At 63.2% G+C, this 23817-nt stretch carries 20 protein-coding genes; 16 read left to right on the top strand and 4 right to left on the bottom strand.

Annotated elements, in window-relative coordinates; all coding sequences use genetic code 11:
- Positions 1–170: 170 nt before the first annotated feature.
- The gene (locus tag AC0L3X_RS38590; RefSeq protein ID WP_063980813.1) at positions 171–1295 is read right to left on the bottom strand and encodes a lysozyme inhibitor LprI family protein; all 1125 of its coding nucleotides are present in this window, start codon (positions 1293–1295) and stop codon (positions 171–173) included.
- Between the two features lie 271 nt (positions 1296–1566).
- Between AC0L3X_RS38590 and AC0L3X_RS38595 the strand changes: the two genes are divergently transcribed.
- The 13 genes from AC0L3X_RS38595 to AC0L3X_RS38655 all read left to right on the top strand — a co-directional run bounded on the left by AC0L3X_RS38595 (position 1567) and on the right by AC0L3X_RS38655 (position 9745).
- Complete coding sequence (locus AC0L3X_RS38595; protein ID WP_473317279.1) at positions 1567–2793, top strand: tyrosine-type recombinase/integrase; 1227 nt, start codon at positions 1567–1569, stop codon at positions 2791–2793.
- Between the two features lie 294 nt (positions 2794–3087).
- On the top strand, positions 3088–3441 hold the full coding sequence (locus AC0L3X_RS38600; RefSeq protein ID WP_473317280.1) for a hypothetical protein: 354 nt from the start codon (positions 3088–3090) through the stop codon (positions 3439–3441).
- A 240-nt stretch (positions 3442–3681) separates the two neighbouring features.
- Positions 3682–4737: a hypothetical protein gene (locus AC0L3X_RS38605; RefSeq protein ID WP_473317281.1), complete on the top strand. Its 1056-nt coding sequence runs from the start codon at positions 3682–3684 to the stop codon at positions 4735–4737.
- Positions 4734–5525 (top strand): hypothetical protein, encoded by a 792-nt coding sequence (locus tag AC0L3X_RS38610; protein WP_473317282.1) that lies wholly within the window; start codon positions 4734–4736, stop codon positions 5523–5525. Before AC0L3X_RS38605 ends, AC0L3X_RS38610 begins: the two co-directional genes overlap by 4 nt.
- 19 nt (positions 5526–5544) lie before the next feature.
- On the top strand, positions 5545–5793 hold the full coding sequence (locus AC0L3X_RS38615) for a hypothetical protein (protein WP_473317283.1): 249 nt from the start codon (positions 5545–5547) through the stop codon (positions 5791–5793).
- Positions 5794–5844: 51 nt separating this feature from the next.
- A complete protein-coding gene (locus AC0L3X_RS38620) occupies positions 5845–6138 on the top strand; it encodes a hypothetical protein (RefSeq protein ID WP_473317284.1) in 294 nt (97 codons plus the stop codon).
- Entirely contained in the window at positions 6138–6383 is a 246-nt protein-coding gene (locus AC0L3X_RS38625; RefSeq protein ID WP_473317286.1) for a hypothetical protein, read from the top strand. The genes AC0L3X_RS38620 and AC0L3X_RS38625 overlap by 1 nt, the downstream gene beginning before the upstream one ends.
- 114 nt (positions 6384–6497) lie before the next feature.
- Positions 6498–7505: a hypothetical protein gene (locus tag AC0L3X_RS38630; RefSeq protein ID WP_473317287.1), complete on the top strand. Its 1008-nt coding sequence runs from the start codon at positions 6498–6500 to the stop codon at positions 7503–7505.
- Entirely contained in the window at positions 7499–7939 is a 441-nt protein-coding gene (locus tag AC0L3X_RS38635; protein ID WP_473317288.1) for a hypothetical protein, read from the top strand. Before AC0L3X_RS38630 ends, AC0L3X_RS38635 begins: the two co-directional genes overlap by 7 nt.
- The gene (locus tag AC0L3X_RS38640; protein WP_473317289.1) at positions 7932–8168 is read left to right on the top strand and encodes a hypothetical protein; all 237 of its coding nucleotides are present in this window, start codon (positions 7932–7934) and stop codon (positions 8166–8168) included. Before AC0L3X_RS38635 ends, AC0L3X_RS38640 begins: the two co-directional genes overlap by 8 nt.
- 527 nt (positions 8169–8695) lie before the next feature.
- Entirely contained in the window at positions 8696–9109 is a 414-nt protein-coding gene (locus AC0L3X_RS38645) for a hypothetical protein (RefSeq protein WP_473317290.1), read from the top strand.
- Positions 9096–9452 carry a hypothetical protein gene (locus AC0L3X_RS38650; protein WP_473317292.1) on the top strand — a complete coding sequence of 119 codons (357 nt, stop codon included), beginning with the start codon at positions 9096–9098 and terminating at the stop codon, positions 9450–9452. Before AC0L3X_RS38645 ends, AC0L3X_RS38650 begins: the two co-directional genes overlap by 14 nt.
- 89 nt (positions 9453–9541) lie before the next feature.
- Entirely contained in the window at positions 9542–9745 is a 204-nt protein-coding gene (locus AC0L3X_RS38655) for a hypothetical protein (RefSeq protein WP_473317293.1), read from the top strand.
- A gap of 113 nt (positions 9746–9858) precedes the next feature.
- Here AC0L3X_RS38655 and AC0L3X_RS38660 read toward each other — a convergent pair whose 3' ends face one another.
- On the bottom strand, positions 9859–10539 hold the full coding sequence (locus AC0L3X_RS38660; RefSeq protein ID WP_473317294.1) for a hypothetical protein: 681 nt from the start codon (positions 10537–10539) through the stop codon (positions 9859–9861).
- A gap of 90 nt (positions 10540–10629) precedes the next feature.
- Positions 10630–10917 carry a hypothetical protein gene (locus AC0L3X_RS38665; protein WP_473317295.1) on the bottom strand — a complete coding sequence of 96 codons (288 nt, stop codon included), beginning with the start codon at positions 10915–10917 and terminating at the stop codon, positions 10630–10632.
- Positions 10918–11042: 125 nt separating this feature from the next.
- Between AC0L3X_RS38665 and AC0L3X_RS38670 the strand changes: the two genes are divergently transcribed.
- Positions 11043–12794: an AIPR family protein gene (locus AC0L3X_RS38670; protein ID WP_473317296.1), complete on the top strand. Its 1752-nt coding sequence runs from the start codon at positions 11043–11045 to the stop codon at positions 12792–12794.
- 211 nt (positions 12795–13005) lie between these two features.
- Here AC0L3X_RS38670 and AC0L3X_RS38675 read toward each other — a convergent pair whose 3' ends face one another.
- Positions 13006–13737 carry a transglutaminase-like cysteine peptidase gene (locus AC0L3X_RS38675; RefSeq protein WP_063980814.1) on the bottom strand — a complete coding sequence of 244 codons (732 nt, stop codon included), beginning with the start codon at positions 13735–13737 and terminating at the stop codon, positions 13006–13008.
- Between the two features lie 621 nt (positions 13738–14358).
- On the opposite strand from AC0L3X_RS38675, the gene AC0L3X_RS38680 reads away from it, so the two are divergent.
- Positions 14359–21171 carry a FecR domain-containing protein gene (locus AC0L3X_RS38680; RefSeq protein ID WP_063980815.1) on the top strand — a complete coding sequence of 2271 codons (6813 nt, stop codon included), beginning with the start codon at positions 14359–14361 and terminating at the stop codon, positions 21169–21171.
- A gap of 147 nt (positions 21172–21318) precedes the next feature.
- On the top strand, positions 21319–23550 hold the full coding sequence (locus AC0L3X_RS38685; protein WP_063980816.1) for a CHASE2 domain-containing protein: 2232 nt from the start codon (positions 21319–21321) through the stop codon (positions 23548–23550).
- Positions 23551–23817 lie beyond the last annotated feature (267 nt).

Here is a 23817-nt window from a genome sequence, read left to right on the forward strand (position 1 = left end):
CCCCCCCCGTGGGGGGCGGGGGGGGGGGGGGGGCGCCCCCCCCGGGGGGGGGGGGGGCCCCCCACAAGAAGGGGGGGGGGGGGGGACACACCCCCCCACCCGGCGCCCACTTTGGGCGCGCCACCTTCTCCCACAAGGGGAGAAGGAAGAAAGCACGCCACGGGGAGAACCTACGATCCCCCGCCCGCCGTCCCCGAATTCACCGGCGCGAGCTCGTCTTCCCGGCAGCGCCAGCCGTCGGCGGCTTTGACGAAAGCGAAGGTCCGCTGGATTCTCAGGCGGCGCGTGACGTTGAAGGCTTCGCCGGATCGCTCCTTGCTGCCGAGGCCGGGCTGTGGACGGCCCGTCCTGGGGTCCCAGCAGGTGCCGGTGCAGGTGGATGCGACCTTGCTGCACATGGTGAAGGGCGCCAGCACGACCATCTCGATCTCGCCCGTGACCTGCGCCTCCTGGTCGGTCACCTGGCTGTCGAGCGCGTAGACGCGGTTGATGCGGAGGAAATTGCCGCACGAATTGGCGGCGTGAATCCGGGCGGCGCAGAAATCGACGGCATCGGTGTCGGGCGAGCGGGCCGCGACCTGCCGGCCGAACACTTTCTTCGGATCGCCCTTGGCGGCGGCGATCTCCTCGGTCTTGCGCTTCAGATGGTCGGCGAGACAATCTTCCGCGGACGAAAGCTCGGCAAGCGGCACGTTCTCCTTGCCGACGAGATTGCACTTGCGATCGCGCTCCCTCGTCCATCGGCCGTATTCGGCGAAGGCAAAGCGGGCCGCGGTCGGATCCAGCCTGCCGATCAGGCCCAGCACCTGGCTGTTGAGCTCGGTTTCGGTGAGCGCCAGCGACGGGTCCGCGCAGATCAGCGCGCCCGCGGCCGTGTTGGCCGCGAGACAGTCGAAATCGGGATCACGCACGATTGCGGCGCGCTCTTCGGTGACCTTGAGAAGGCACGCCTTCACGCGGTCGAAATCGTCGGTGCGGATCGCGGTCTGGCCGACGATGCCGCAGCCGAGGTTGCGCTGTCGGATCCAAATCGCATTCTCCTCGATCGCGGGCAGGCGATCGGGCAGGCGGGCGAGCCGCGCCTCGATCGCCGTGCCGAGCTTCTCGGCGGCGGCGGCCAGCTCGGCGTCACCGCAGATCAATTGATTGCCGGGATCGCGGATCTGCTGGCAGTTGTTTCGGGCAAATAGCGGCAGCCTGTCGGCGATGGAGCGGTCGGACGGGCCCGATTGCGCGGAGCCTGGTGCCGCCGGCAACACCAGCAGCGCAAGCACAGACAGCACGATGAACCGCATTCCAGTCGCCCCCGCAAAGGCGCCATGCTAGCGCCCCGGATCGCGCGGCGAAACGGCTTTGTGGCGTGACGGTTTACGTGAGACCCGTAGCCCGGATGGAGCGTCCGGGCAACATGACTTCCGGTTGCTTCTAGTTGGTTCTGGTTGAGTGCGGGAAAGCCTATAAATACCGGCATTTTCTGCTGTTAAGCCTTCCGGTTGGTTGTAATATACCCCATCTAATTGTTGCCCGTTCCGATAGCGGATTGTGGGTAGAAACTGGGGTAGAAAAATGCGGGCATTGAACAGGCTCTCGGCGACCTTCGTGCGCGGACTCCGCGAGCCGGGGATTTACGCCGACGGCGGCGGGCTGGCATTGCAAGCCACGGCGAGCGGCGCGGACGGCGTCACCAAGTCGTGGCTGCTTCGCTACCAGCTCGACAAGCGGCCGCGCTACATGGGCTTAGGCTCCGCTAGCGTCATCTCGCTCGCCGAGGCCCGCGACCTCGCCCACGAGGCCCGCAGGCTGCTTGCGCGCGGCATAGATCCCATCAGCCACCGCGACGCCGAGCGCATGGCCGCCCGCGCCGCCGAGCTGCACACCAAGACCTTTACGCAATGCCTCGACGGCTTCCTGACATCGCACGGCGACAAGTGGCGCGAGAAGCATCTCAAGCAGTGGCAGAACAGCATGGCGACCTACGCCAAGCCGCTGTTCAAGCTCAATGTCGCCGACATCGATGTCGGCTTGGTGCTGAAGGTGATCGAGCCGGAATGGAAGCGGGCACCGACGACGATGGACCGCGTCAGGGGCCGCATCGGCGAAGTGCTGGGATGGGCACAGACACGGGGCCTGCGTCCGCCGGGGCCGCTCCCGACCGATTGGAAGAACCATCTCGACAAGACGCTACCGCATCCGCGCGAGCTGAAGCCGGTCGTCCATCATGCGGCGCTGCACTTCAACGAGGTGCCGGGGCTGTTCGCCAAGCTGATCGCCTCCGATTCCATCCCTGAGCTGTGCCTCGCCTTCACGATCCTGACGGCGGTGCGCTCGCAGGAATCGCGCGGCGCGAAGTGGAGCGAGATCGATTTCGAGGCCAAGGTCTGGACGGTGCCGCCCGAGCGCATGAAGCGTAAGCGTCCGCACAATGTCCCGTTGTCGTCCGAGGCGTTGGCGCTGCTCAAGCGGTTGCCGCGCAACGGCGAGTACCTGTTCAGCATCAGCGGCACCAAGCCGGTTGTCGCGATGTCGTTGCGTAAGGCGCTCAAGCGTCACGGCGGTGACGGCTTCACCATTCACGGGATGCGCAGCAGTTTCCGTGACTGGGGTGGCGAGCGCACCAGCGCGCCGAGGGAGATACTGGAAGTCGCGCTGGCGCACGCCGTCGGCAATTCGACCGAGCAGGCCTATGCGCGCGGCGATCTGCTGGAGCGGCGGCGCAAGGTCATGGAGCAATGGGCGCAGCACATCAGCTCGCCCGCGTCAGCCAGCCGCAAGGTCGTCGCGATGCGCAGGTAGAAACCTCCCCAAATTGAAAAACGGGTAGGTTTAGTCGACCGACCGAGACCCGGTGCCACAGCAGCACCGGGTTTTCTTTTTGTTTAGTTCCTAGTGATTCGCCGGGCTGTTTCGGCGCGTGGTGAGGCACTGAGCGACGCGCCAAAAAAATCTTTGAAGGCGGCGCGAGGGAAATCATCAGATAATTCAAACATCCTTTCTTAAAGCCAGCGCACTGGCTTTTTGAAAACCCTTGCGCATGCCGCGCGCATCTCTCCAATTAGCAAAATCTGAGCGTTGGAAAGGGCGTGCAGCATGAGCGACAACGAGAGCCGCATTCTGGACGAGGACGAGCTGATCCCGCTTGCCGAGGCACTGAAAATTCTGGGCGGCATGTCCACCGCCACCGCGTACACCGACACCCAACTGATGGCGCTGAAGATCTCGATGACGGCGGAAGGTCGTCGCACCAAGTCGGTGCGGTTCATCAAGCGCGAGGTTCTCGCCTTGCGTGCGCAGCGTGTCGAGCGCGCCGAATCCAACGCCGCGAAGGTCTGCGCCGAGATCGAGGCCCGCGTCGAGCAGCGCCGCACCCGCCAGCGACTGCAGCGTCGCGCAGCGAAGAAAGCAGCCAGCGCGGAGAAGAAGGCCGCCAGCGCGGAGGCCTGACAACGACCCGACTTCCTAATTAGGAAGTCGGTTGAAGTTCACCGGCGGGCAAGCCGAACGCCTCTTATGGGGGCAATGCGGACCTGACGAAGATCGATCAGGCCACGCGCGAATGACCGAGAAACGCGAACCGCCCCGGAAGGGGGCAACCGGGGCGGCGCGTCATTCGCATGGGCAATCATCATCATCGTGCTCTGGCTGAGAGCGGTGATGGTGTAGCCCGAAACCGGGACTCCATCAATGCCCGACACCAAGACCAACAGCACCACCACCACCAAATTTCCCAGCTTCAACTGGATGCGCGGCGTGGCCCGCGACGTGCTGATCACCATCGTCCATAGATTCGTGCTGATCAGGCTCTGCGTGTATCGCGACGAAAAGACCGGGCGATGCGATCCCGGTTACCAGACCGTTGCCGACGAGCTTGGCGTGGATCGCGCCACCGTCTTCCGCGCCGTCGAGGTTGGGATTAGGCGCGGCTGGCTTGCCGGTTTTTCGAAACATGGTGGCGGCACGAAGCGCAGTTTCGTTTTCACTTTCCCCGATCCCCAACAGTCGCAGGGGAGCGATGGTTCAACAGTCGCAGGGGAGCGACGGTCGCAGGCGTCAACAGTCGCAGGAAAGCGACCCAACAGTCGCACCCGTGCACAGCAACAGTCGCAGACGAAACTGGAAGCCGCTGAGCCTGCAGCCGAATTCGCCGCCAACGGGCAAAGAGAACGGGCAAAGAGAACGGGCAGTAAGAGTCAGACTCTCTCTCCCGAGTTTGCTTCGCTGGATTCGAAGGGGGACGCGAGGTCGAATCCGGAGCGGAAAAACTCTCGTACCAAAAACAATGTCACGGGACTTTCCGGCTCACCGATAGCCAGCGATGATGCTGATAATATCAGCGTCACCGATCCCGACGCCGACCAAAAAACAGGTAGTAATACAACCCGTTTCTTCCCCGACTTCTGGTCCGCCTACCCGAAGCGCGTCGCCAAGGCGCAAGCCGAGAAGGCGTTCGCCGCCGCGATCAAGCGCGGTGCCGATCCGGCGGCCCTGATCGAAGGTGCCAAGCGCTACGCCATCGAGCGCGCCGGGCAAGACCCCAAGTTCACCAAGCATCCGGCGACGTGGCTCAACGGCGAATGCTGGCTCGATGAGCCCGCACCGACCGGCTCCGTCACCATCGACCATGCCACCGGCAACGTCATCGAGACGCCAGCCCCGCGACGGCGTTCACAGGAGGAGATCGACGCCGAGGCGGAGGCGCAGATTCTCGCCGACAACGCTCATTGGAGTTCACGGCGATGAGCGAGTTGATCAGAATCCCCGGCGGCGGTGTCGCTGTTCGCCCGACCAAGAAAGCCGGCCATGCGCTGATCGCGGCCACGCTCGACGCGGTGCATCCGCCGCTGTCCGTCGCAGGCCAATGCCGCAACGAGCTGCGTGGCGAGCTGGAGCGTGTCAGCGAGGGCTTGCATCGTTACGATCTGCCCGCCGCGACAGCCAACCACGCGAAGATGCTTCGACGCGCGACGCTGGTCGGTCAGGCTCATACCGCGCTGCTCGCGGTCGCCTATCCTCACATCGTCAGGACGCCGACGATCACGGCCGAGATCGCGCTGGCGATGGTGAGCGTGCTGTTTCGCGGTGTCGGCAAAGCGAAGAACGTTGAGACCAACGCGCTCATTGCAAGCTGTGTCGCGATGTTCGATCCGCGCTCCAATCTCGTCGGCGAGGCTACTGAACTCTGGACGCCGGTCTCAACTCATCCGGTGGTGCTGGCGCTGGCCGTGCAGAAGCTGCAGTTCAATTCGGTTTTCACCTCGATCGCCGAGCTGCGCAAGGCGATGCAGGAGGCGCGCAGCAGCGTCGTCTGGCTCATGCAGGCTGCCGAACGCTGGCTGAAATTGCTCCACGACAGCGACCGGGTGATGTTCAAGCATGATCGCGCCGCGTGGGACCTCGCCTATTCGGACATCGGCACCGACATCGTGGTCGCGATGCGGGACGCCGCAGACCCCTCCTTCGAAGGCGTTGACGAGCCGCCGCGCTGGTACGCGCTGGAGGCGTTGCGACTGGCCAAATTGAGCGAGTGAAAGGCGGAGTGAAGTTGACATGCAGCGCACCACCGAGACGATCCCACTGGCATCAGCCGAGAGCTGGACCCTGTACGAACACGCCGGTAGGCCGGGCTCGCGATGGCGGACCGTCAAGCTGGTCCGGACCGGCGCCGCACGGAAACACAACTGGTGGCTCGGCTGGAACGGTGAACGGCTTTCCAACAGCCGCGACACGCAGCATCTGGAGCAGCACCATCCCCAGATCGCGCAATGGGTGATCGACAGCCTGAAGGCCGCCGGCTGAAGCAACGACCGCGCCGGCCGGATGCCGGCAAGCACGAGAGGAGCAACGACCATGACCACCGACGAAGAACGGATCGACGAACTGCGGGCGCGAGCCAGAACGCTCGAATGCGTGATTATCGTGCAGGACGACATCGACCCGGACGCCGACGACAAAGGTCCTTACCGGCTGTGCGATGCCGACACGGGCGGGGCTGTCTGGGGTACAGGTCTATCGCTTGACCTGATCGACGAGGCCCTGACTTGTCTCGCCGTGGAGCAGCATATGAGCGCCCAAGACGCTGACGCCGACGTTAGTGTCGCGTGGCAAAACTTCGGATCGTCTCTGAGACTCTGTAACGCCTGATGCTCCACCGCTCGCCGCCATCTCGCCGCCGCACCCGCGCCGACCAGCGCGAACGGCGGCGGCTGGCGCAGCGGGAGTATCGACGACGCTTCGACGAGGGCAAGTGGATCGAAGCAGTCGAGATCGATGGCGACGTGGTCGAGATGCTGATCGGCACCGGCTGGTTGAATCAGGACGAACGGGAGAATCACAAGAAGATCGCCAAGGCCTTGAGCGCGATGGTGGCGGAGGCGGCGAAGCGGTGAGCTAGCGTCCGTTTTCCGATCATCGGACATCGCCCTAAAAATAATCCGTGACCGATCTTCATCGAGCGCCCGGTTTCCGTGCCATGTTCGCGAAATCGCGAAAGGTCCACGGCCATGAACGCACAGCGCCCGATCCCATTGAGGCCCGACTACTCCGCCGCCGCGCGCGAGTGGAAGCGCGGCTTCGTCAACGATGCGACTGTCGGCGTGCTGGCGCGGATCAGGAAGGCCAGCGCCGACGAGATCCGGCTTGAACTGCGCGGCGCGGTGACGCCGACGAAAGCCGCCGATTTCCCCGGCGGCACCGTCGCGAAGTTGATGCTGTTGGCGCCGCAGAGCGCGGCGGCGAAGCTGTTCGAGCCGGCCACCAAGGTCGATCTTCCCGGCATCAGCTCGTTCTCGTTTCCGCTGGCGTCCACCTTCACCGAGGCCAAATTCGTCGAAGAGGGTTTTCCGATCCCGGTGGGCCAAGGTGTGTTCGCCGGCATGCCGCTCGGTCCGGTTCGCAAGGTCGCGCTGATCGCGGCGCTGACCAACGAACTCGAAACCGCATCCGCGAGTGCGGCCTCGACCATCATCGAGCATGTGCTCAGGGTCGCGGTCGGCAACGGGCTCGCCAAGGTGTTGTTCTCCGCCGATCCTGCAAGCGAGATCGCGCCTGCTGGCCTGCTCTATGGCGTGACGCCGATTGCTGCCGGCGCCTCGATGTCAGAGGATCTTTCCGCGCTCGTCGGCGCAATCTCCGCCGCCGGCATCGATGCAGAATCCGTTGTGTTCATCGCGGCGGCCGAACAGGCGATGGCGATCAGGCTTACCGCCGGGCCGCAGTTCAACTATCGCGTCGTCGGCGCACCGCTCGATCCCGGCACTGTGATTGCGGTCGCGGTCGAGGGGCTCGCGGTCGCGGGCAGCGGCGATCCTGTTGTCGATGTTTCCAAGCACGGCGTCTTGCATATGGCCGATCCCGCCGAACAGATCGCAATTCCGGGCGCGCCGAACGTCGTAGCCGCGCCGACGATCTCGATGTGGCAATCGGATTCGTTCGCGTTGAAGTGCATCGCGCGCGTGACGTGGTCCGCCGCACCGGGTTCGGTCGCGGTCGTGACCGGGACAGCATGGTGATCGTGATGGATGTCTCCGAACTCCTCGCCCAGAAGAAGCGCCTCCTTGAAGAGCGGTACGCCAGCGACGAGCCCGAGTTCACGCTGACCGAGCGCGAGTTCGATTCCCGGATTCGCAGGGCGTTCGCCGAGCGCGAGCGCAACGTCGAGAAGCAGGTTCGCAAGTTGCTGGACGCTCACATGGCCGAGGTCAAGCAGATGATCGCCGACGCGGTGGAAGGGCTGTCGCGTCCCCTGACCAGCGCCGACGTCGAGCGGAAGATTTCCGAGGCGTTGCCCGGCGTCGCCGCCGTCCTTCACGAGGTTCGCCAGCAACTGCGCGCCGAGTTCGAGGAGCAGCTCGGCCTGTTGCGCGCCGATGTCACCATCGACAACGCCACCCAGCGCGGCGAGGTGGTCGAGGTGCCCGCCTTCATCGGTCGGCGCCATGGATGATCCGGTCCGCGAGATGCAGGCGTGGTGCCGCGTGTCCGAGCTGGCAACCACCGCCGCCGAGCACGCCCTGTTGCAGCTCGCCGCAAGTACGCCGATCCCGGTTCTGCCCCTCGACGATGCCGAGCAGCGTTCAAACATCCTGCTCGTCCAGCTTCTCCTTGAGCGGGACCACTTCCGTCGAGCACTCGCTTTGGTTGAGCAGCTCATTGGCACTGATCCAGCGGGATGAAGCGTCGTCAAGCTCGCAGGGAACCGCTGGCTTAAAGCCAGTAGAGTTATTCTCTTGGGTTCCGGGCTCTTGTGTTGGGTTTCGGACCTATCGCAGATGGCGAAATCTTGAGCAAAATCAGAGGCTTGCAGGCAAGTCGCACCGCGCCCAATGCTTCAACGCGATCAAGGGGGTACAGTCGCGATGGGGTCGAGGCCGTAGGAAGGCCGCTGATGCGTTGGCGCGACCCCGGACGATGCGGAGTGCCACCCGACCCTGCAAAACGCCCGAGCTGGGCTGGCTGGGCCCTCTGGATCGAAGCGGGGCCGGGGGGGACCTCCCGAAATGTTTGGAGGCAGCATTTTCCCGCGCGGCGGCGCACGGAACTTGCTACTAGGGCTAGTAGGTGTTCCTGATGGAACCGGGAACTCGTCGCTGGAACCTAGAATAATCTTCCAAATGAGCCTAGGCTCCACCTCGACTACCGCCTTACCGCGACACAACCAGCGCGATAGTGGCCGCGACCCGTCAGTCAGAGGCAGCAACCCATGCCCCGCCGATCCAGCATCGCTGTCCCGTTCTCCGAAACCACCGCCACCCGGATCGCGCCGCCGCCGGACCTCAAGGGAGCCGCCAGAACCCAGTTTATCGACCTTGTGCTGGCCTGCAGGGCCGATCACTTCGACCGGGTGGATACTCCACTGCTCGCCCGCTACGCCCGCGCCCTGATCGCCGAGAAGCTCGCCGCCGACGAGTTGGAGCGCGCCAGCGTCATCGACGACCGGGTGAGTCCATGGTTGGCGGTCTGGCAGGCTCGCATGCGTGCGGTCACGACCCTGTCGCGAATGTTGAAGCTGAATCCCGCCGGACGACAATCGACGCCGTCGTCGGACTCGGAGGCGCCGCCGACCTCCGCCTATGAGCGGATGAGTCTGGAGGCGCAGCGCGATGGACGAAATTAGCGCCCTTGATCGAGACGCCCTGACGCGATGCCTGATCGCCGCCCGCGCCGAGAGCCCGGCCCGCGCCAAGCAGATCGACCAGATGCTGGCGACGCGGCCATGGCTCACGGTCGCGAGATTCGCCTGCTACAACGCGCAGTGCAGCGCCTTGGGTTTACTGCCGCATCAGAACCCGCCGATGTACGCCCGCTTCCCCGACCTCAAGAAGCCGTTCGGCGATCCGCGCGGCGAACGCGAAGCCGCCGAGATCCTGAAGCGCCTGATCGATGCCGGTTTGTCGATGTTCGAGCCAGATCCGATGGCGGCGATCGCGGAGGCCGAGCGACGCGCGACCGCGAAATAAAAGCGGCGAAACCGCCAAGGCCCCGGCAAAAAAAAACTGCGCGGAAACCGCCGGGTTTTAAAAGGCGTCTTTCCCTGAGGGAGGAATAGATGATCTCGCTTTCCGATTCCGAACTCGCCGCCGTGATGGAAGCCGCCCGTCCGATCCCGCCGCACGACCGCAGCGCCTTCCTTGCCGAGGTCGCCGACGAGCTGGCCAAGCATGAGGTGGTCGGCGCCGGCATCGTGCATCGCGTCGTCGCGCAGCTCCAGCGCGCGCATCTCAACGGGCCGCGCCCGCGCGGGCGCCGCTAGGGATGAAGCAGCGAGGACGGCCGGCCGGGGCTCAACTGTGGCATATGCAACAGTTGCTCTGTCAGCGCGTTTTCGCAGCCGGAGAGAACGGCGCTTCAGTCGTGGCGGGCGGCTCACCCTGCTGCCTTCGACGGCAACTTGCCAACCTTGTCCAGAATCGCGTTGGCGATCTCCTTGGCCTTAGCGCGGCCGGTCCTGCGCGTCGAGAGTTCACCGACGATGGACGTGGCGATCTCTTCCGCGCTCGATTGATGCAGGTCGAATAGCGATCCGTCGCGGGACTCCAGCGAAGCCACCTTCTCGGCGAGATCAAGATTGGTGCGGCTGAGCTTGTCGTTTCTCTCCTTGAGCAGCGCCATCGGCGAGGCGTTACGGCGGACCTTGTCGGTCGGCGCGCGGTTGAGGAATTCGCGCAGCCGTTTCGCCATGCTGGTCGGGTGATTGACCTTGGCCCGGTCTGTCGGAGTCCAGCCCGCGCGCATCTCCAAGATCGTCGAGAGGTGCTCCATGCAATAGAGCAGGTTGGAGCGGTCAACCTTGGGCATCTCGGCATATGGCGTCTTGGCCACCAGCCGGCCGAAGGCGTCGTTGTAATAGCCGGAGCCGGAGCCACGAACCTTCTTGAGACTGAGCGCGGCCATCGCAGTTCGCCGGACCGCAAGCAGACCTTCACCAATCGGCACCCAGTAATCATCGAAGGCCTTGCCGCTCTGCATGTATTTGAGCAGCTCGGCGCCGCGCTCGAATTTGACGCGGTCGTCGTCGGTCATGTGCGGAAGTTCGGTCGTTGTCATAGTGTGGTGCTCCTGATAAGTTCACTGTGACCTGTTAGTCTGGACTAACAGCTTAAGTGTGTCAACTCATCAATGCAACCTGCGAGCGATCTACTGCATCGTCTCCCGCGACGCCACGATCTCGATCTTGGCCGACCGGCCGACGCCGTCGGACGAGATGCACGTCACCACCAGCGGCGGAATCATCCGCAGCCTATTCGTCCGCGATGGACCGCTGCACACCTGTTCGATGCCGTGGGGACCGTAGCGCGTCACCGAGCACGAGCCGCGCGCGTCGATGGTGAGCAAATGAAACGGCGGCTCGAATCCGCAGCCGTCAACGAAGTCGCTGATCAGCTTGGCGAAGCGCTGATGGTCGTGCTCGTGCATGCAGCCCATGGTAACAGAGGCTCGAATCGACAGCTCAGAAAACTCCTCGGTGACTGGCGACAATTGGCGGTTTATGTGCTTACGATTACCCCCGGACCGGCTCACTCAACCAGCGGCATCAGCGTAAGGCGACCATGAAGATCGAATCATTCAAGAATGAGCTGCGAAGCGGCCTCCAAGCAATCTGCGCGCAGAATAAATGGTCCTTTGACAACGTGAAGCAACGCGGGATGGCGTTCGAGAACTGGTGTTTCAATCTACTCAGCGAGCGCTATCCAGCAGCCGACAACGATCCATCCTTGTGCATCATCCGAGGGGATGACGCAGGGATCGACATATTCTTTGAAAGCAAGGAAACGGACGAAATCTACATTGTCCAATGCAAGCATCCTAAAATTGCGGGCTCCGATCCAATCCCGGAAGGAGACGTAAAGGCATTTTTTGCGAATTATAAGCTCCTGAGCGACCGGACCTATCTAGCTCAGCGGAAAACTACCAATCCCAAATTGGAGGAGTTGGCGAATGAATTCGAGTACTGGCTCAAGCAGCGCTACCTGATCCACTTCATCTTCATAAGTTCAGGGGAGTCATCGGACAAAACCAACGCATTGGTCGATAAGTTCACGAAGGACAACCAAAATCAAAACGTGAAGTTCGACGTCTGGGACATCACTGGCCTGAGGGATGAGTTTGTTTCGGTGAAGAGCATCGAGGAAAAATATCCCGACACGATCACCCTAACCCTTGCCGAAAAGCACTTCATGCAGCCAGAGGGCAAGCTCCACAACCTGACGTTCGCGATTCGTGGTAGCGCTCTCAAGCAAGTCGCGATGGATCACAAAGACAGTCTTTTCAATTGGAATATCCGGCGCTTCTTAGGACGTAAGGGTGAGGTCAACACGGGCCTCAACAAGACGCTCACCGAGGAGCCAGAGAACTTTTATTATTTTAACAACGGCATATCCGCGCTCTGCGAAGATTTCGATTTCAATCCCAAAAACGGTAAGTTGGTCATCCAAAAATTGCAGATCGTCAACGGTGCGCAGACAGTTGGCGCGCTTAAGCACGCGCTCGTCGATAAGGTGAAGGACACTCTTGTTCTCGTAAAACTGACAGCCGTAAGGCATGCCACCCGAGAGAAGGGCATAGCCGCTTCCCTGATCAAGACCAACAACACGCAAAACACTCTTCGAGTGCCTGACTTCCGATCAAACGACCCAATCCAACTGTGGCTTGAATCTAAATTCAAAGCGACAAAGCCGCGAGGGGATCTGAACCAAATCGCATACGGGAGGAAGCGTCCCTATCCTCGCGCCAACGCGACAACGTCGGTTCTGAAACTCCAAGACCTCGGCAAGATCCGGTATGCTTGGTATCACGATCCCCGCATTCCAATATCAGACCCGGCAAAGCTGTTTCAATTGCCGGAGGAGAACGGACTCTATGGCTACTCGTTTGGCGTAGATGGGGAGATCACCGAAATGTGGTCGGAAGATCAATTCAAGGAGACCCTGTTAGCGATACACGCATTTGACAAGATAGTTGCGGAGTTGGAGAAGCTCCAGAAATCTAGCGAAGACCTCAAGCAAGTGAGCCGCCTGAAATACTACGGCCTAAAACTCTTCAAATTCTACGTTGACCAAATTCTCCCAACGACTCCTGAGGTAACGATGCAGGATCTCTACGCATTCGGTGCGAAATTCAACAGCTTCTTCGACCGAGCGAATCGGATCATCGGGCTCACTCTTTCCCAATCGTACAAAGAGATTCTGACACGCGAGGAAGGTACGGCCTTTTCTCTTCCGCGCGACGCGAATGTCTGGGAGCTGGTTAAGCGCAAGTTTGACGACAATCTCGCTGTGTTTCGACTCGCCCAACAGCATTGACGGAGCCTTCCCACCTTAGCGCTCCACGTTGCCATACGAACTGCTTCACCGCGCATCGCCATGTGGGTACGACCGTGGGTAGGATCGGCATTGGGCGAAATAGCGTAACAATTTCAATGCCATTGCCCGGATGGAGCGAAGCGTAATCCGGGAGCGGTGCGCGTCGTGAAAGTCCCGGATTTCGCTTCGCTCCATCCGGGCTACAAGAAAATCAGTGCGCCTCGGGTGCGGCCATCGACAACCGCACCGGTTCGTCGACATATTTCATCACGGCGGATTGGTAGAGCACGAACAGCGGCTGGTAGGTCTGGGCCGCGTCGTCCTCGACCATCGCCATGCGGCGGTTGTCGAGCATCAGCCAGTGGCCGCCGAGCTTTGCTGCGGCAACCGCATGCTCTTCGCCGGCCCTGACGTCACGCACCACGACGATGCGGAGGTCCTCATTGGCAACGCCGGCGAGCCGCAGCGCGGCCAGCTTGGCGATGGCATAGTCTTCGCAATCGCCGGCGCCCCGCGCGAAGGTCGCGAGCGGCGAGCTCCAGACGTCGTCGGCGCCGTCATTGGCGGCCCGGATGGCAAGATTGATGGCGCGATTGGTCTCACCCAGCTTCGCGCGGCCGTCGCGGCTGCGGGCCTGGTCGACGATGGCGATCAGCTTGAGCGCCGCGGGCGACGCGCAATTGTCCCGGTCGCCGTCGCACAGCGCGAGCTGCACCATGTCGTCGTCGAGCTTCTGCTTCAGCGCGAACCATTTCTGCTGGAGGCTGCCGGACGAGATGGCGAAGGCGAACACGCCGAACGGCTCGGCGGATCTGCGCACGAGGACGCCGGCTCCAGGCGACAGCAGCGTGCCGGCGCGGAGCTCGGCGGCCGATCCGAGCAGGATCAATCCGCACAGCACAAGGACAGCGCGCCAGGCGCGCGAGCGAGCAGCGGTCTCCATCTGACATCCCCTTCCGGCTTCGCCAGGTCCCCCTCGACCTGGTCGTGCCGGGCTTTGTTGCTTTCGCGGAGATAGTGCGAGACGGGCCGTTTTGTTCTGCTTAACGCGCCCGGCAGGGGTCCCAAAACCGTGGGACAGGCTGAAACGGGCCTGTGCAAATTGCGTAAAATTTTACGATTCGCCGGCTAGGAGGGCTCCGTCGCCGCGAAATGGAACCAATTGCAGGGAGAAGTTGCGGGAGGGCTGATTCTACCGCTTATGGCTAACAGCCCGTTATTTCACGGGTTCTGTTAGTTGGGTCACAGATTCTGCCCCGTATTTGTCGCAGGATGCTGCGGGGTACTACGAACAAAAGATGACACAAGTATCCGTCGTTCGATAGGGGCGACTGATTACTTTGGATGACTGGGAATGCGTGAAAATAAGCCGAAAACCGACCTCGGAATATTTGAAGAATTACTTCGGCTTCTCTGTGAAGGCGCCGCTATTGGGGACTCCTCCAGCCAAGTGATGGGAATCACACAAGCAATAGATGGTTTCGCTAAGGACTTGGTAATGCTATTCAAGCTTAGGCGGTCGTTACTTACTTAGATTTTAACTCTTTTTTGCGGTGCCCCCCGGTTGAATTACGCTGGCAAATTTGACGCCACGATTCCCCTTGATGGCGAGGGTTCCCGCTCGGCCGCGGACGTTCATATCGATTCCTTTACGGCCAAGACTTTTATCGCCAAGCCTTTTGTCGCGAAGGCGCACGGTCACGTGCCCGACGGCACGTTCGTTGTTCCCGATGCTAACCTGATCTTCAATGGCGAGTTCAAGCGCGCAGGTCTCGACCTCGTGCTGTCCCACGAGGGGCATGAGTTCGTCATTCACGATTATTTCAAGGGCGACAAGCGCGCAGCGATCGCCTCGCCCGATGGCGCCCATCTCACCGGCGACGTCGTCAACGCGCTCACGGGCCATGTGCAGGTTGCGCAGGCCGCGCCCGGCATCGCCGCCGCGCAGGTCATCGGCCACGTCACAAAACTCTCCGGCAGCGCGACCGCGGTTCGCAACGGCGTCTCGGTCACGCTGAACAACGGCGATAACGTCGAGAAGGGCGATGTGGTCTCGACCGGCGCGGATTCGACGCTCGGCATCACCTTCATCGACGGCACCGTGTTCGGCCTGTCCTCCAATGCGCGGATGGTGCTGAACGAGATGGTCTACGACCCCAACGGGTCGAGCAATTCCTCGCTGCTGAGCCTGGTTGCGGGCACCATCACCTTCGTCGCGGGCGAGACCGCCAAGCACGGCGACATGAAGATCGACACGCCGGTCGCCACCATGGGCATCCGCGGCACGGCGGTGCTGACCCAGATCAACTTCGTCGTTCCCGCCGGCGGCGGCGATCCGCAGCCGCAGGCGAGCTTCCAGGTGCTGGTCGAGCCGAACGGCACGACCGGCTCCTACATCCTGTTCGACAAGGTCACGCTGCTGCCGATCGCGACGGTCAACCAGGCCGGCCAGATGATCCAGATCAGCGGCGGCAACGTCTCGATCACCAACGGGCTGCTGTCGCCGGACGTCCAGAGGCTGATCACAGACGTGTTCACGCTGAAGTTCACCGACAACAACACCAACACCAAGCTGACCACGAACTTCACCGACACGATCACGCAGACCAGCGACGGCCTGGTCATCAAGACGCCGGCCGGCTACATCGCGACCGCGCTCTTCACCAACCTCGGTCAGCAGGGACCGCAGGGGCCCAGCGATCACACGACGCCTTTCAACCGTTACCCCGGCAAGCCTCTGTCTCAGAGCCTCGATCTCAACGGCAATGTGAAGACGGCGTTTGTGCTGACCGAGCGCGCGGACACGACCGGCGACACCACGCATTCCGACACGATCTCCGGCCGCATCACCTTCATCGACCAGAACCTGGGCGACAGGCCCACGGTGAGCGTGAACCTCGCCGACGCGCCGAACTACGTCTACAAGAGCGCCGGCCAGGACGTCACCGGCTCGCTCACCGCGCTCCAGAAGCAGGACATCGCGGCGACGCAGATCCAGATCAACGTCGTCGCCGACGGCGGCAACAACAACAACGGCTCGGCGGTCTGGACCTACACGATCCCCGACCACGTCTTCGACTTCCTCGCGGCCGGCGAAACGTTGACGCTGACCTACATGGTCCGCGTCGACAACAATTTCTCGGTCAGCCCCGAGACCGCCTTCATCCCCATCACGATCACGATCACCGGCACCAACGACAAGCCGGTGATCACCACCAGCGTTCCGGTCATCATCTTTGAAGGCGGCACCAGCGTGCCGGGTGGCCCGCTCACCAGCGATGTGCCGACGACGGGCACGCTGAACTTCGGCGACGTCGATCTCACCGACAAGCATACGGTGTCGGTGGCGCTGACCAGCGCGACCCTGCCTGATGGCACCGTTCCGCCGGGCCCGCTCGCGGCGTTCCAGAGCGCGATGTCGGTCGCGATCGCGGCGGGCGCCGACAGCACCGGAGACGGCACCGGCACCATCAACTGGTCGCTGGCCGATCTGCCGGTCTATCTCGCCGACTTCATCCCGAAAGGTGAGGTCCTGACGCTGGTCTACACCGTGACGCTGACGGATTCGCAAGGCGCGACCTCGAAGCAGACCATCACCGTCACGATCACCGGCACCGATGCGCCCGCGGTGGTGTGGATCGCGACCGACAAGGCCGGCGCTCCCTCCGGCGGCTTCTGGAAGGACGCGGCGAACTGGGCAACCGGCACGGTCCCGACCATCAATGACGATGTCATCGTCATCACCGATCAGCTGCACGGCCTGACGCCGTCCTATCCGGTGACGATCGACACTGCGGCCTACGCCAAGTCGCTGACGATGAACGATTTCGGTGGCCCGCCGCCGAAAGTGATCGTCCAGAGCTCGCTGACGATATCAGGCGCGCTCAACATGGGTGCCGATTCGATCCTCACGACCGCCGCGACCGGAACGATGTCGGTCGGCGGCAAGGCCGAGATTCTGGGCACGAGCGTGCTCACCAATGCCGGCTATCTGACGCTCGCGGGCGGCGGCGATTTCGCCAGCGGCACCAAGATCACCAATTCCGGCACGATCGAGCTGTCCGGCGGCACGCTGAAGACGCTCGCCACGATCCACAACGCCAGCGGCTTGCTGAGGGCCGATGCCGGCTCGACGCTGATCGTCGACACCGCGACGGTCGATGGCGGCACCGTCAGCATTTTGGGCACGCTGGAGCTCGACGGCACCAGCCTGATCGAGAACGGCACGCTGAACAATTCCGGCACAGTCAACGTCAAGGGCACGGTCGAGTTCGCCCACGAGACCGTGTCCAACACCGCGACCGGTGTGATCGAGGTGCTGGCCAACGGCTGGCTGACGATCCATCAGGGCTCCAGCGTTACCAATGCCGGCCAGATCACGGTCGACGCCAGCGGCAAGCTGATCGTCAGCAATGCGACCATCGGAGGAGCTGGTGCGGTGATCGACACCGGTGGCGGTGATGACGAGGGAGGCCCCGTCCTCAACGCCGGCATTCGCGGCGCCGGCACGATTACCAACAACGGTGAGATTGATCTGACCGGCGATGCCGTCCTGAGCGGCGGCATTCTGAAAAACAATACCGTCTTCAAGGTGAGCGGTGCGCGCAATGCGCTCAGCGATGAGACCGTCACCAATGCCGGCATCATCGAAGTGCTCGCCAACGGCGCGCTCGCGATCGAGCAGGGCTCGACCGTCGACAATTCGAGCGGCGACGTCATCGTCGACGGCAGTGCCGCACTGACGCTGGACTATGCCACGATCAGCGGCGGCGCCATCAGGGGCGCCGGCACGATCGACGTCACCGGCGCCAGCAAGATCGACAACGCCGCCACGCTCAGCGTCAGCGCGGTGACGGTCGAGAGCGGCGCCACGCTGACGCTGGACGACGCGACCGTTTCGGGCACCGCGATCGTCAATCACGGCACCGTCAATGTCGATGCGAGCAAGAATCTGACGTTGAACGGTGCGAGCCTGGCCGGCGGCACGCTCACCATCGCCGGCACGCTGGAATCGACCGGCGCGAGCGCGATCGACAACGCCGACGTCGGCAATACCGGCACGATCTCGGTCACCAGCGGCACGCTGACGATCGATCCCGGCATCCTTCACGGCATCACCAATCACGGTCTAATCGAGGCAGTGACCGGCGGCACGCTGAAGCTGACGACCGTCACCGTCGCCAACACCGGCGGCACGATCTCGGTCGACGGGACCTCGAAGCTCTATCTGTCCGACGTCTCGATCAACGGCGGCAGCCTCGGCAATGCCGGCAATCTCTACAGCGTCTCCGGCCTCAACACGATCACGGGTGGCGTCACCAACACCGGCACCATCGAAGTCCAGAGCGGCACGCTCAACCTGTCCGGCGGCATCACCGGTGTCGGCGCGCTGATCATCGACAATAACACGACGCTGGAGCTCGGTGGTGCGGATGCGCAGACCGTCAGCTTCGCCGGCGGCACCAATACGCTCAAGCTCGACAAGACGAGCCATGCCTTTACCGGCACTATCGCCGGTCAGGCGACGACCGGCGGTACTTTCACGGTCACCGGCGATGCCGGCATCAATTCGGGCAAGGGCGACGCGCTCGACTTCACCGCTTCGGGCGGGACGATCGGCAGTCGCGGCAACATCGTCCTGGCCCCGAGCGGTACGCTGACCGGTGCGACCAACGGCATTGTCGTCACTCAGAACGGCATCGGCGACATCTCGCTGACGACATCGGGCGACATCACCGGCCAGACCGGCAACGGCATCGTGCTGCACGACGGTGCGAACGGTGCAGGCGATATCACGGCGACCATCGGCGGCGGCGTTTCCGGTGCGGTCGGCCTCGACATCGTCTCCCATGGCAACGGCGCAGTCACCGTCACCAACAACGGGCACATCTCCGGCACGACCTCGTTCGGCATCAATGTCGACCAGGACGATGCGGGCGCGGTCGGCTCGACGCACATCACCAATACCGGCTCCGTGGTCGGCGCCGATGGTTTTGCTGCGATCTCCATCCAGGAGAACGGCACCGGCGCTGCATTTATCACCAACTCCGGCACCATCGGGCCAGCCGATGCCGGCAGCGTGACCTCATCGACCTATGCGATCGTCGAGACTGGCGGCGAGATCACGATCAACAACGCCGGCCACATCAACGGCAACATCTCGGTCGCCACCGCCACGTTCAATAACGAGACGGGCGGTACCTGGACGGTCGCCGGCAGCGGCGTGTTCGGCGATGCGTCCTCGATCGTCAACCACGGCGACATCGATCTGCACGGGGCCTCCATTTCCGGGGCCGATCTGACCATCGAAAATTATGGCGACATCGACAGCTGGGGCACTGCGTCGATCACGGGCGACATCACCAACACCGGCACCGGCTCGATCGAGGTTCACACCGGGACGCTGACGCTGTTTGGCTCGCTGTCGGGCTCGGCCACGGGCGCGGTCGTCGTCGATGCCGGCGCGACGCTCGAGGTCAAGGGTGCGGTATCGCAAACGATCACGCTTGCCGGTGACGGCGCCGAGCTGGAGATCGATACGAAGGATTTCGGCGGCTCGATCGCGGAGCTGTCCGCGAACGACAAGATCGACCTGACGATGATCAAGTGGGGGCCTGGCACCAGCGCGGTTTATGTCCCGGATGCCGACCACCCCGCGAACGGCGGCGTGCTGACGGTCACCGGCGACGATGGCAAGAGCATCAGCCTCACCCTGATCGGAGACTATCGCGACGCGCACTTCGCGGGCAGCGATGAGGGTGGCCACACGCTGATCACGATCCATGCGGACGACGATGCGCCGACATTCACCACCACGGATGTGGCGCAGCTGACCGCAAGCTTCTCCGAGCAGCCCGATACCACCGGTTCGTCCTCGACGATCGACCCGTCGCCGGCCGCGACCGGCTCGATCGACTTCAAGGACATCGACCTGACCGACCGTCCGACGGTGACGAAGGTCGACCAGGACGTGACCTGGCTCGACGGCGCCACCGACCTCACCGCGTCGCTCACGCCCGACGAGACCGCCGCGTTGAAGAACGCGCTGACGTATCAGCTGACCGGCAAGAACAACGGTACCGTCACCTGGCACTATTCGATCGCCGACAACGCGCTCGATTTCCTCGGCCAGGACCAGACGGCGAAGGTCGTGTCCACCATCACGCTCGATGATGGCCGGGGCGAGACCACCACGACCGACGTCACCATCACGATCACCGGCAAGAACGACGCGCCGACGCTCGACAGCGCGACGCTGGCCGCCGTCGCCGGCAACGACAGCGATCCGGCTGGCAGCAAGATCCGCGATCTCTTCACGAACAAGTTCCATGACGCCGACACTGGCGCGACCTTCAAGGCCATCGCGGTGACGTCGGACGCCGCGACCGTTGACCAGGGCGTCTGGCAGTACAAGGTTGGCGGCTGCTGGGTCGATGTCGACTCGGTCGGTGATGCGAATGCGCTCGTGCTGAGCTCCGCTACGCTGATCCGGTTTGTGCCTGCAGACGGATTCAGCGGCGAGCCTGGCGCGCTGGGCGTCCACGCTCTCGACGACACCTATACAGGCGCCATCACCACCGCTGGCTCGACGGCGACGATCGATCTCACGGCGACGGGCACCGGCGGCACCGCGTCGATCTCGCACGACATCACCACCATCGGCACGAGCGTGACGCCTGCCATCGGTCCAGTCATCAATACCGAGAGCTTCCACGTCGAGCACATCCGCGAGAACAGCAACGATATCATCACCGATCTGGTGGTCACCGATACCGATTCTGGCGCGGCGACGGACATTTTCACCGTCACGGTGTCGACCTCGCATCCGGATACCAGCAGCGTCAGTGCATATCCGACGACGGGCTCGCTCGAGCAGATCAACACCGGCCTCGCAGAAGGTGCCGGCATCACCTACGACCCGACAGGCGCCAGCACCGAGCAGTATCCGCAGCCGCCCGCGACGGACAAGATCAAGGTGACCGTTGCCGACTCGACCGGTCATTCCGACACCGTGAACTTCATCTTCGTCGAGGGCGCCAGCAGCCAGGGCATCCGCCTGGAGGGCACCGACGGCAAGGACGTGATCTTCGCCACCGAGTCGAGCGACACGCTTATCGGCGGCGGCGCCAAGGACCAGTTCGTGTTCGCGCCGACGTCGTCGCAGTCCGCGGTCCAGCACAGCGTCGACGATTTCGAGGTCGGCCTCGACAAGATCGACCTGCGGCAGTTCGGCAGCATCAGCTCGCTGCACGACGTCAATATCGCTCCGCAATCGGGCGACGCCCTGATCACGCTGGACAACCACGAGACGATCCTGCTGAAGAACGTGATCGCGGCAAATCTGAAGGCCAGCGATTTCATCTTCCACATCACCTGATCGCCGCCCGGGCCTCCTGGCGGCCGGCTCGCAGCTTGACCGCGGCAAAAAATCCTTAATCCTCGACCGCCGGGGAATAGCCAATCGCTCGCGGACGCTCCATGATCGGTGCGCCGGGCGCGATACAGGTCAGGAAGTCCGACTGAAATGAAGCGTCTCAAGATCCTGCGGCGGTGGTTTGCGCGGAAGCTCGGCTTCGCGCGGCTGATGTGCCTTGCGCTGCTGGTCGTCTTTGCCGGCGCTCGTGTCTGGGATCCGCCGCCGATCCAGGAATTGCGGCTGCGCACCTTCGACATGTTCCAGCTGATCGATCCCCGCCACAAGGCGGCGCGGCCGGTCACCATCGTCGACATCGACGACAAGAGCCTCGCCAAGCTCGGCCAGTGGCCATGGCCGCGCACGCGGATCGCGGACCTGATCCAGAACCTCACCGGTAACGGCGCGGTGACGATCGGCTTCGACATGGTGTTCTCCGAAGCCGACCGGCTCAACCCGGATCTGGTCGCGAGCCAGATGCGCGATCTCGACGACGCCACCCGCGCCAGGCTGCGCGAGCTCCCGACCAACGACCAGATCCTCGCCGACGCGATCAAGCGCTCGCACGTGGTGCTGGGCGAAACCGGGCAGCCGGCGATCTCGTCCGAGATCGACAAGTCGTTGCCCTTCACCGGCGTCGCGACGGTCGGCGAAGCGGATGCCGAACGTTTCCTGTTCGAATTCCCCGGCCTGTTGCGTAACGTGTCCGTCATCGAGAAGGTCGCGGCCGGCCGCGGCCTGTTCTCGATCAAGACCGAGCGCGACGGCCTGATCCGCCGCGTGCCGTTGATCATGCGCGCCCAGGGCAACATCATGCCCTCGCTCAGCCTCGAGATTTTACGCGTCGTCACGGGAACGCCGACGCTGCTGGTCCGGACCGACAAGACCGGCATCAGGGCCGTGCGCCTCAAGGGCGTGGAGATTCCGACCGACAAGAACGGCCAGCTCTGGGTGCACTACGCCCGCCAGGATCCCTCGATCTACATCTCGGCGGCCGACGTGCTCGACAACACCGCGCCGCCGAACAAGATCGCCGGCAAGCTGGTGCTGGTCGGCACCTCGGCGGTCGGGCTGAACGACATCAAGACCACGCCGGTGTCATCGACCATGCCGGGTGTCGAGATCCATGCCCAGGTGCTGGAGAGCGTGCTCAGCGGCGCGGTGATCTCGCAGCCGAACTATGCGCTCGGCGTCGAGCTGATCGCCGCGCTCGTGATCGGCCTGCTCGTCATCATCTTCACGCCCAATCTCGGCCCTGTCCGTCTGGGGCTCGCGGGCGCGATGTTCGCCGCCATCCTGGTCGGCGTGTCCTGGTTCTTCTACGCGCAGTACCGCTACCTCATCGACTTCACCTATCCGCTGCTCTCGACCACCGCGATCTATCTGACACTGATCTTCGCGAGCTTCGTGCGCGAGCAGCGTCAGCGCGTGCAGATCCGCGGCATGTTCGCGCAATACATGTCGCCCGTCCTGGTCGAGCAGCTCGCGCAGTCGCCCGAAAAGCTGGTGCTCGGCGGCGAGGAGCGCGAGATGACGATCATGTTTTCCGATGTGCGCGGCTTCACCACGATCTCGGAGAGCTACAAGCAGGATCCGCAAGGCCTGATCGCGCTGATGAACCGCTTCCTGACGCCGTTGACAGACGTCATCATCGATCAGAAGGGCTACATCGACAAGTACATGGGCGACGCCATCATGGCGTTCTGGAACGCGCCGCTCGACGATGCCGAGCACGAGGTCAACGCCTGCGAGGCCGCGATCCAGATGCTGGAGCAGATCGACGCGGTCAACAAGGAGCGCGAGCAGGAGGCCGCCGACGGCGGTCACGTCTACATCCCGCTCAATGTCGGCATCGGCCTCAACACCGGCATCGGCGTCGTCGGCAACATGGGCTCCGACCTAAAGAAGAACTATTCGGTGCTCGGCGACAGCGTGAACCTCGCCTCGCGCCTGGAAGGCCAGTCGAAGGAATACGGCTTTCCCATCATCGTCGGCTCCAGGACCGCGCTCGCCGCCAAGGACAAGTTCGCGATCCTCGAGCTCGACTTCATCATGGTCAAGGGCAAGACCGAGCCCGAGGTGATCTACGCCATCGCCGGCCGCGAGGACGTGATGCATTCGGGCGCTTTCCAGCGCCTGCGCAACGTCACCATCGAGATGCTCGGCTGCTACCGCGGCCGCGACTGGCAGGGCGCGCTGGAAGCGATCGAGCGCGGCCGCCGCAGCGAGGATGCCGACACGCTGGAAAAGCTGTTCAAGCTGTACGAGGCGCGAATCAAGGAATTCCAGATCAATCCGCCGGCGGAAGGATGGAACGGCGCGTATGCGCTGCTGACGAAGTAGCGGTGTGAGTGCGTGGCCATCGCTGGTGCTGCACTGAAAGTGTCGTCCCCGCGTACGCGGGGACCCATACCCCCAGGGAGATGTTATCGCGCGAGCCGGTAACTCCGAGTCTTCGCCAAACCACTCCCTGCGGTTATGGGTCCCGGGCGGGGGGGCGAGGGGGGGCCCCCGGGGGCGGGGGGGTTTTGGGCCGGTGCCGGCGGGGGCGCGTTGCCCCCCACAAACACAACCCGAAGGGGGGGCAACGCCCCCGATCGCCCGGGCCCC

This window comes from Bradyrhizobium sp. MI1.7 (assembly GCF_055811795.1).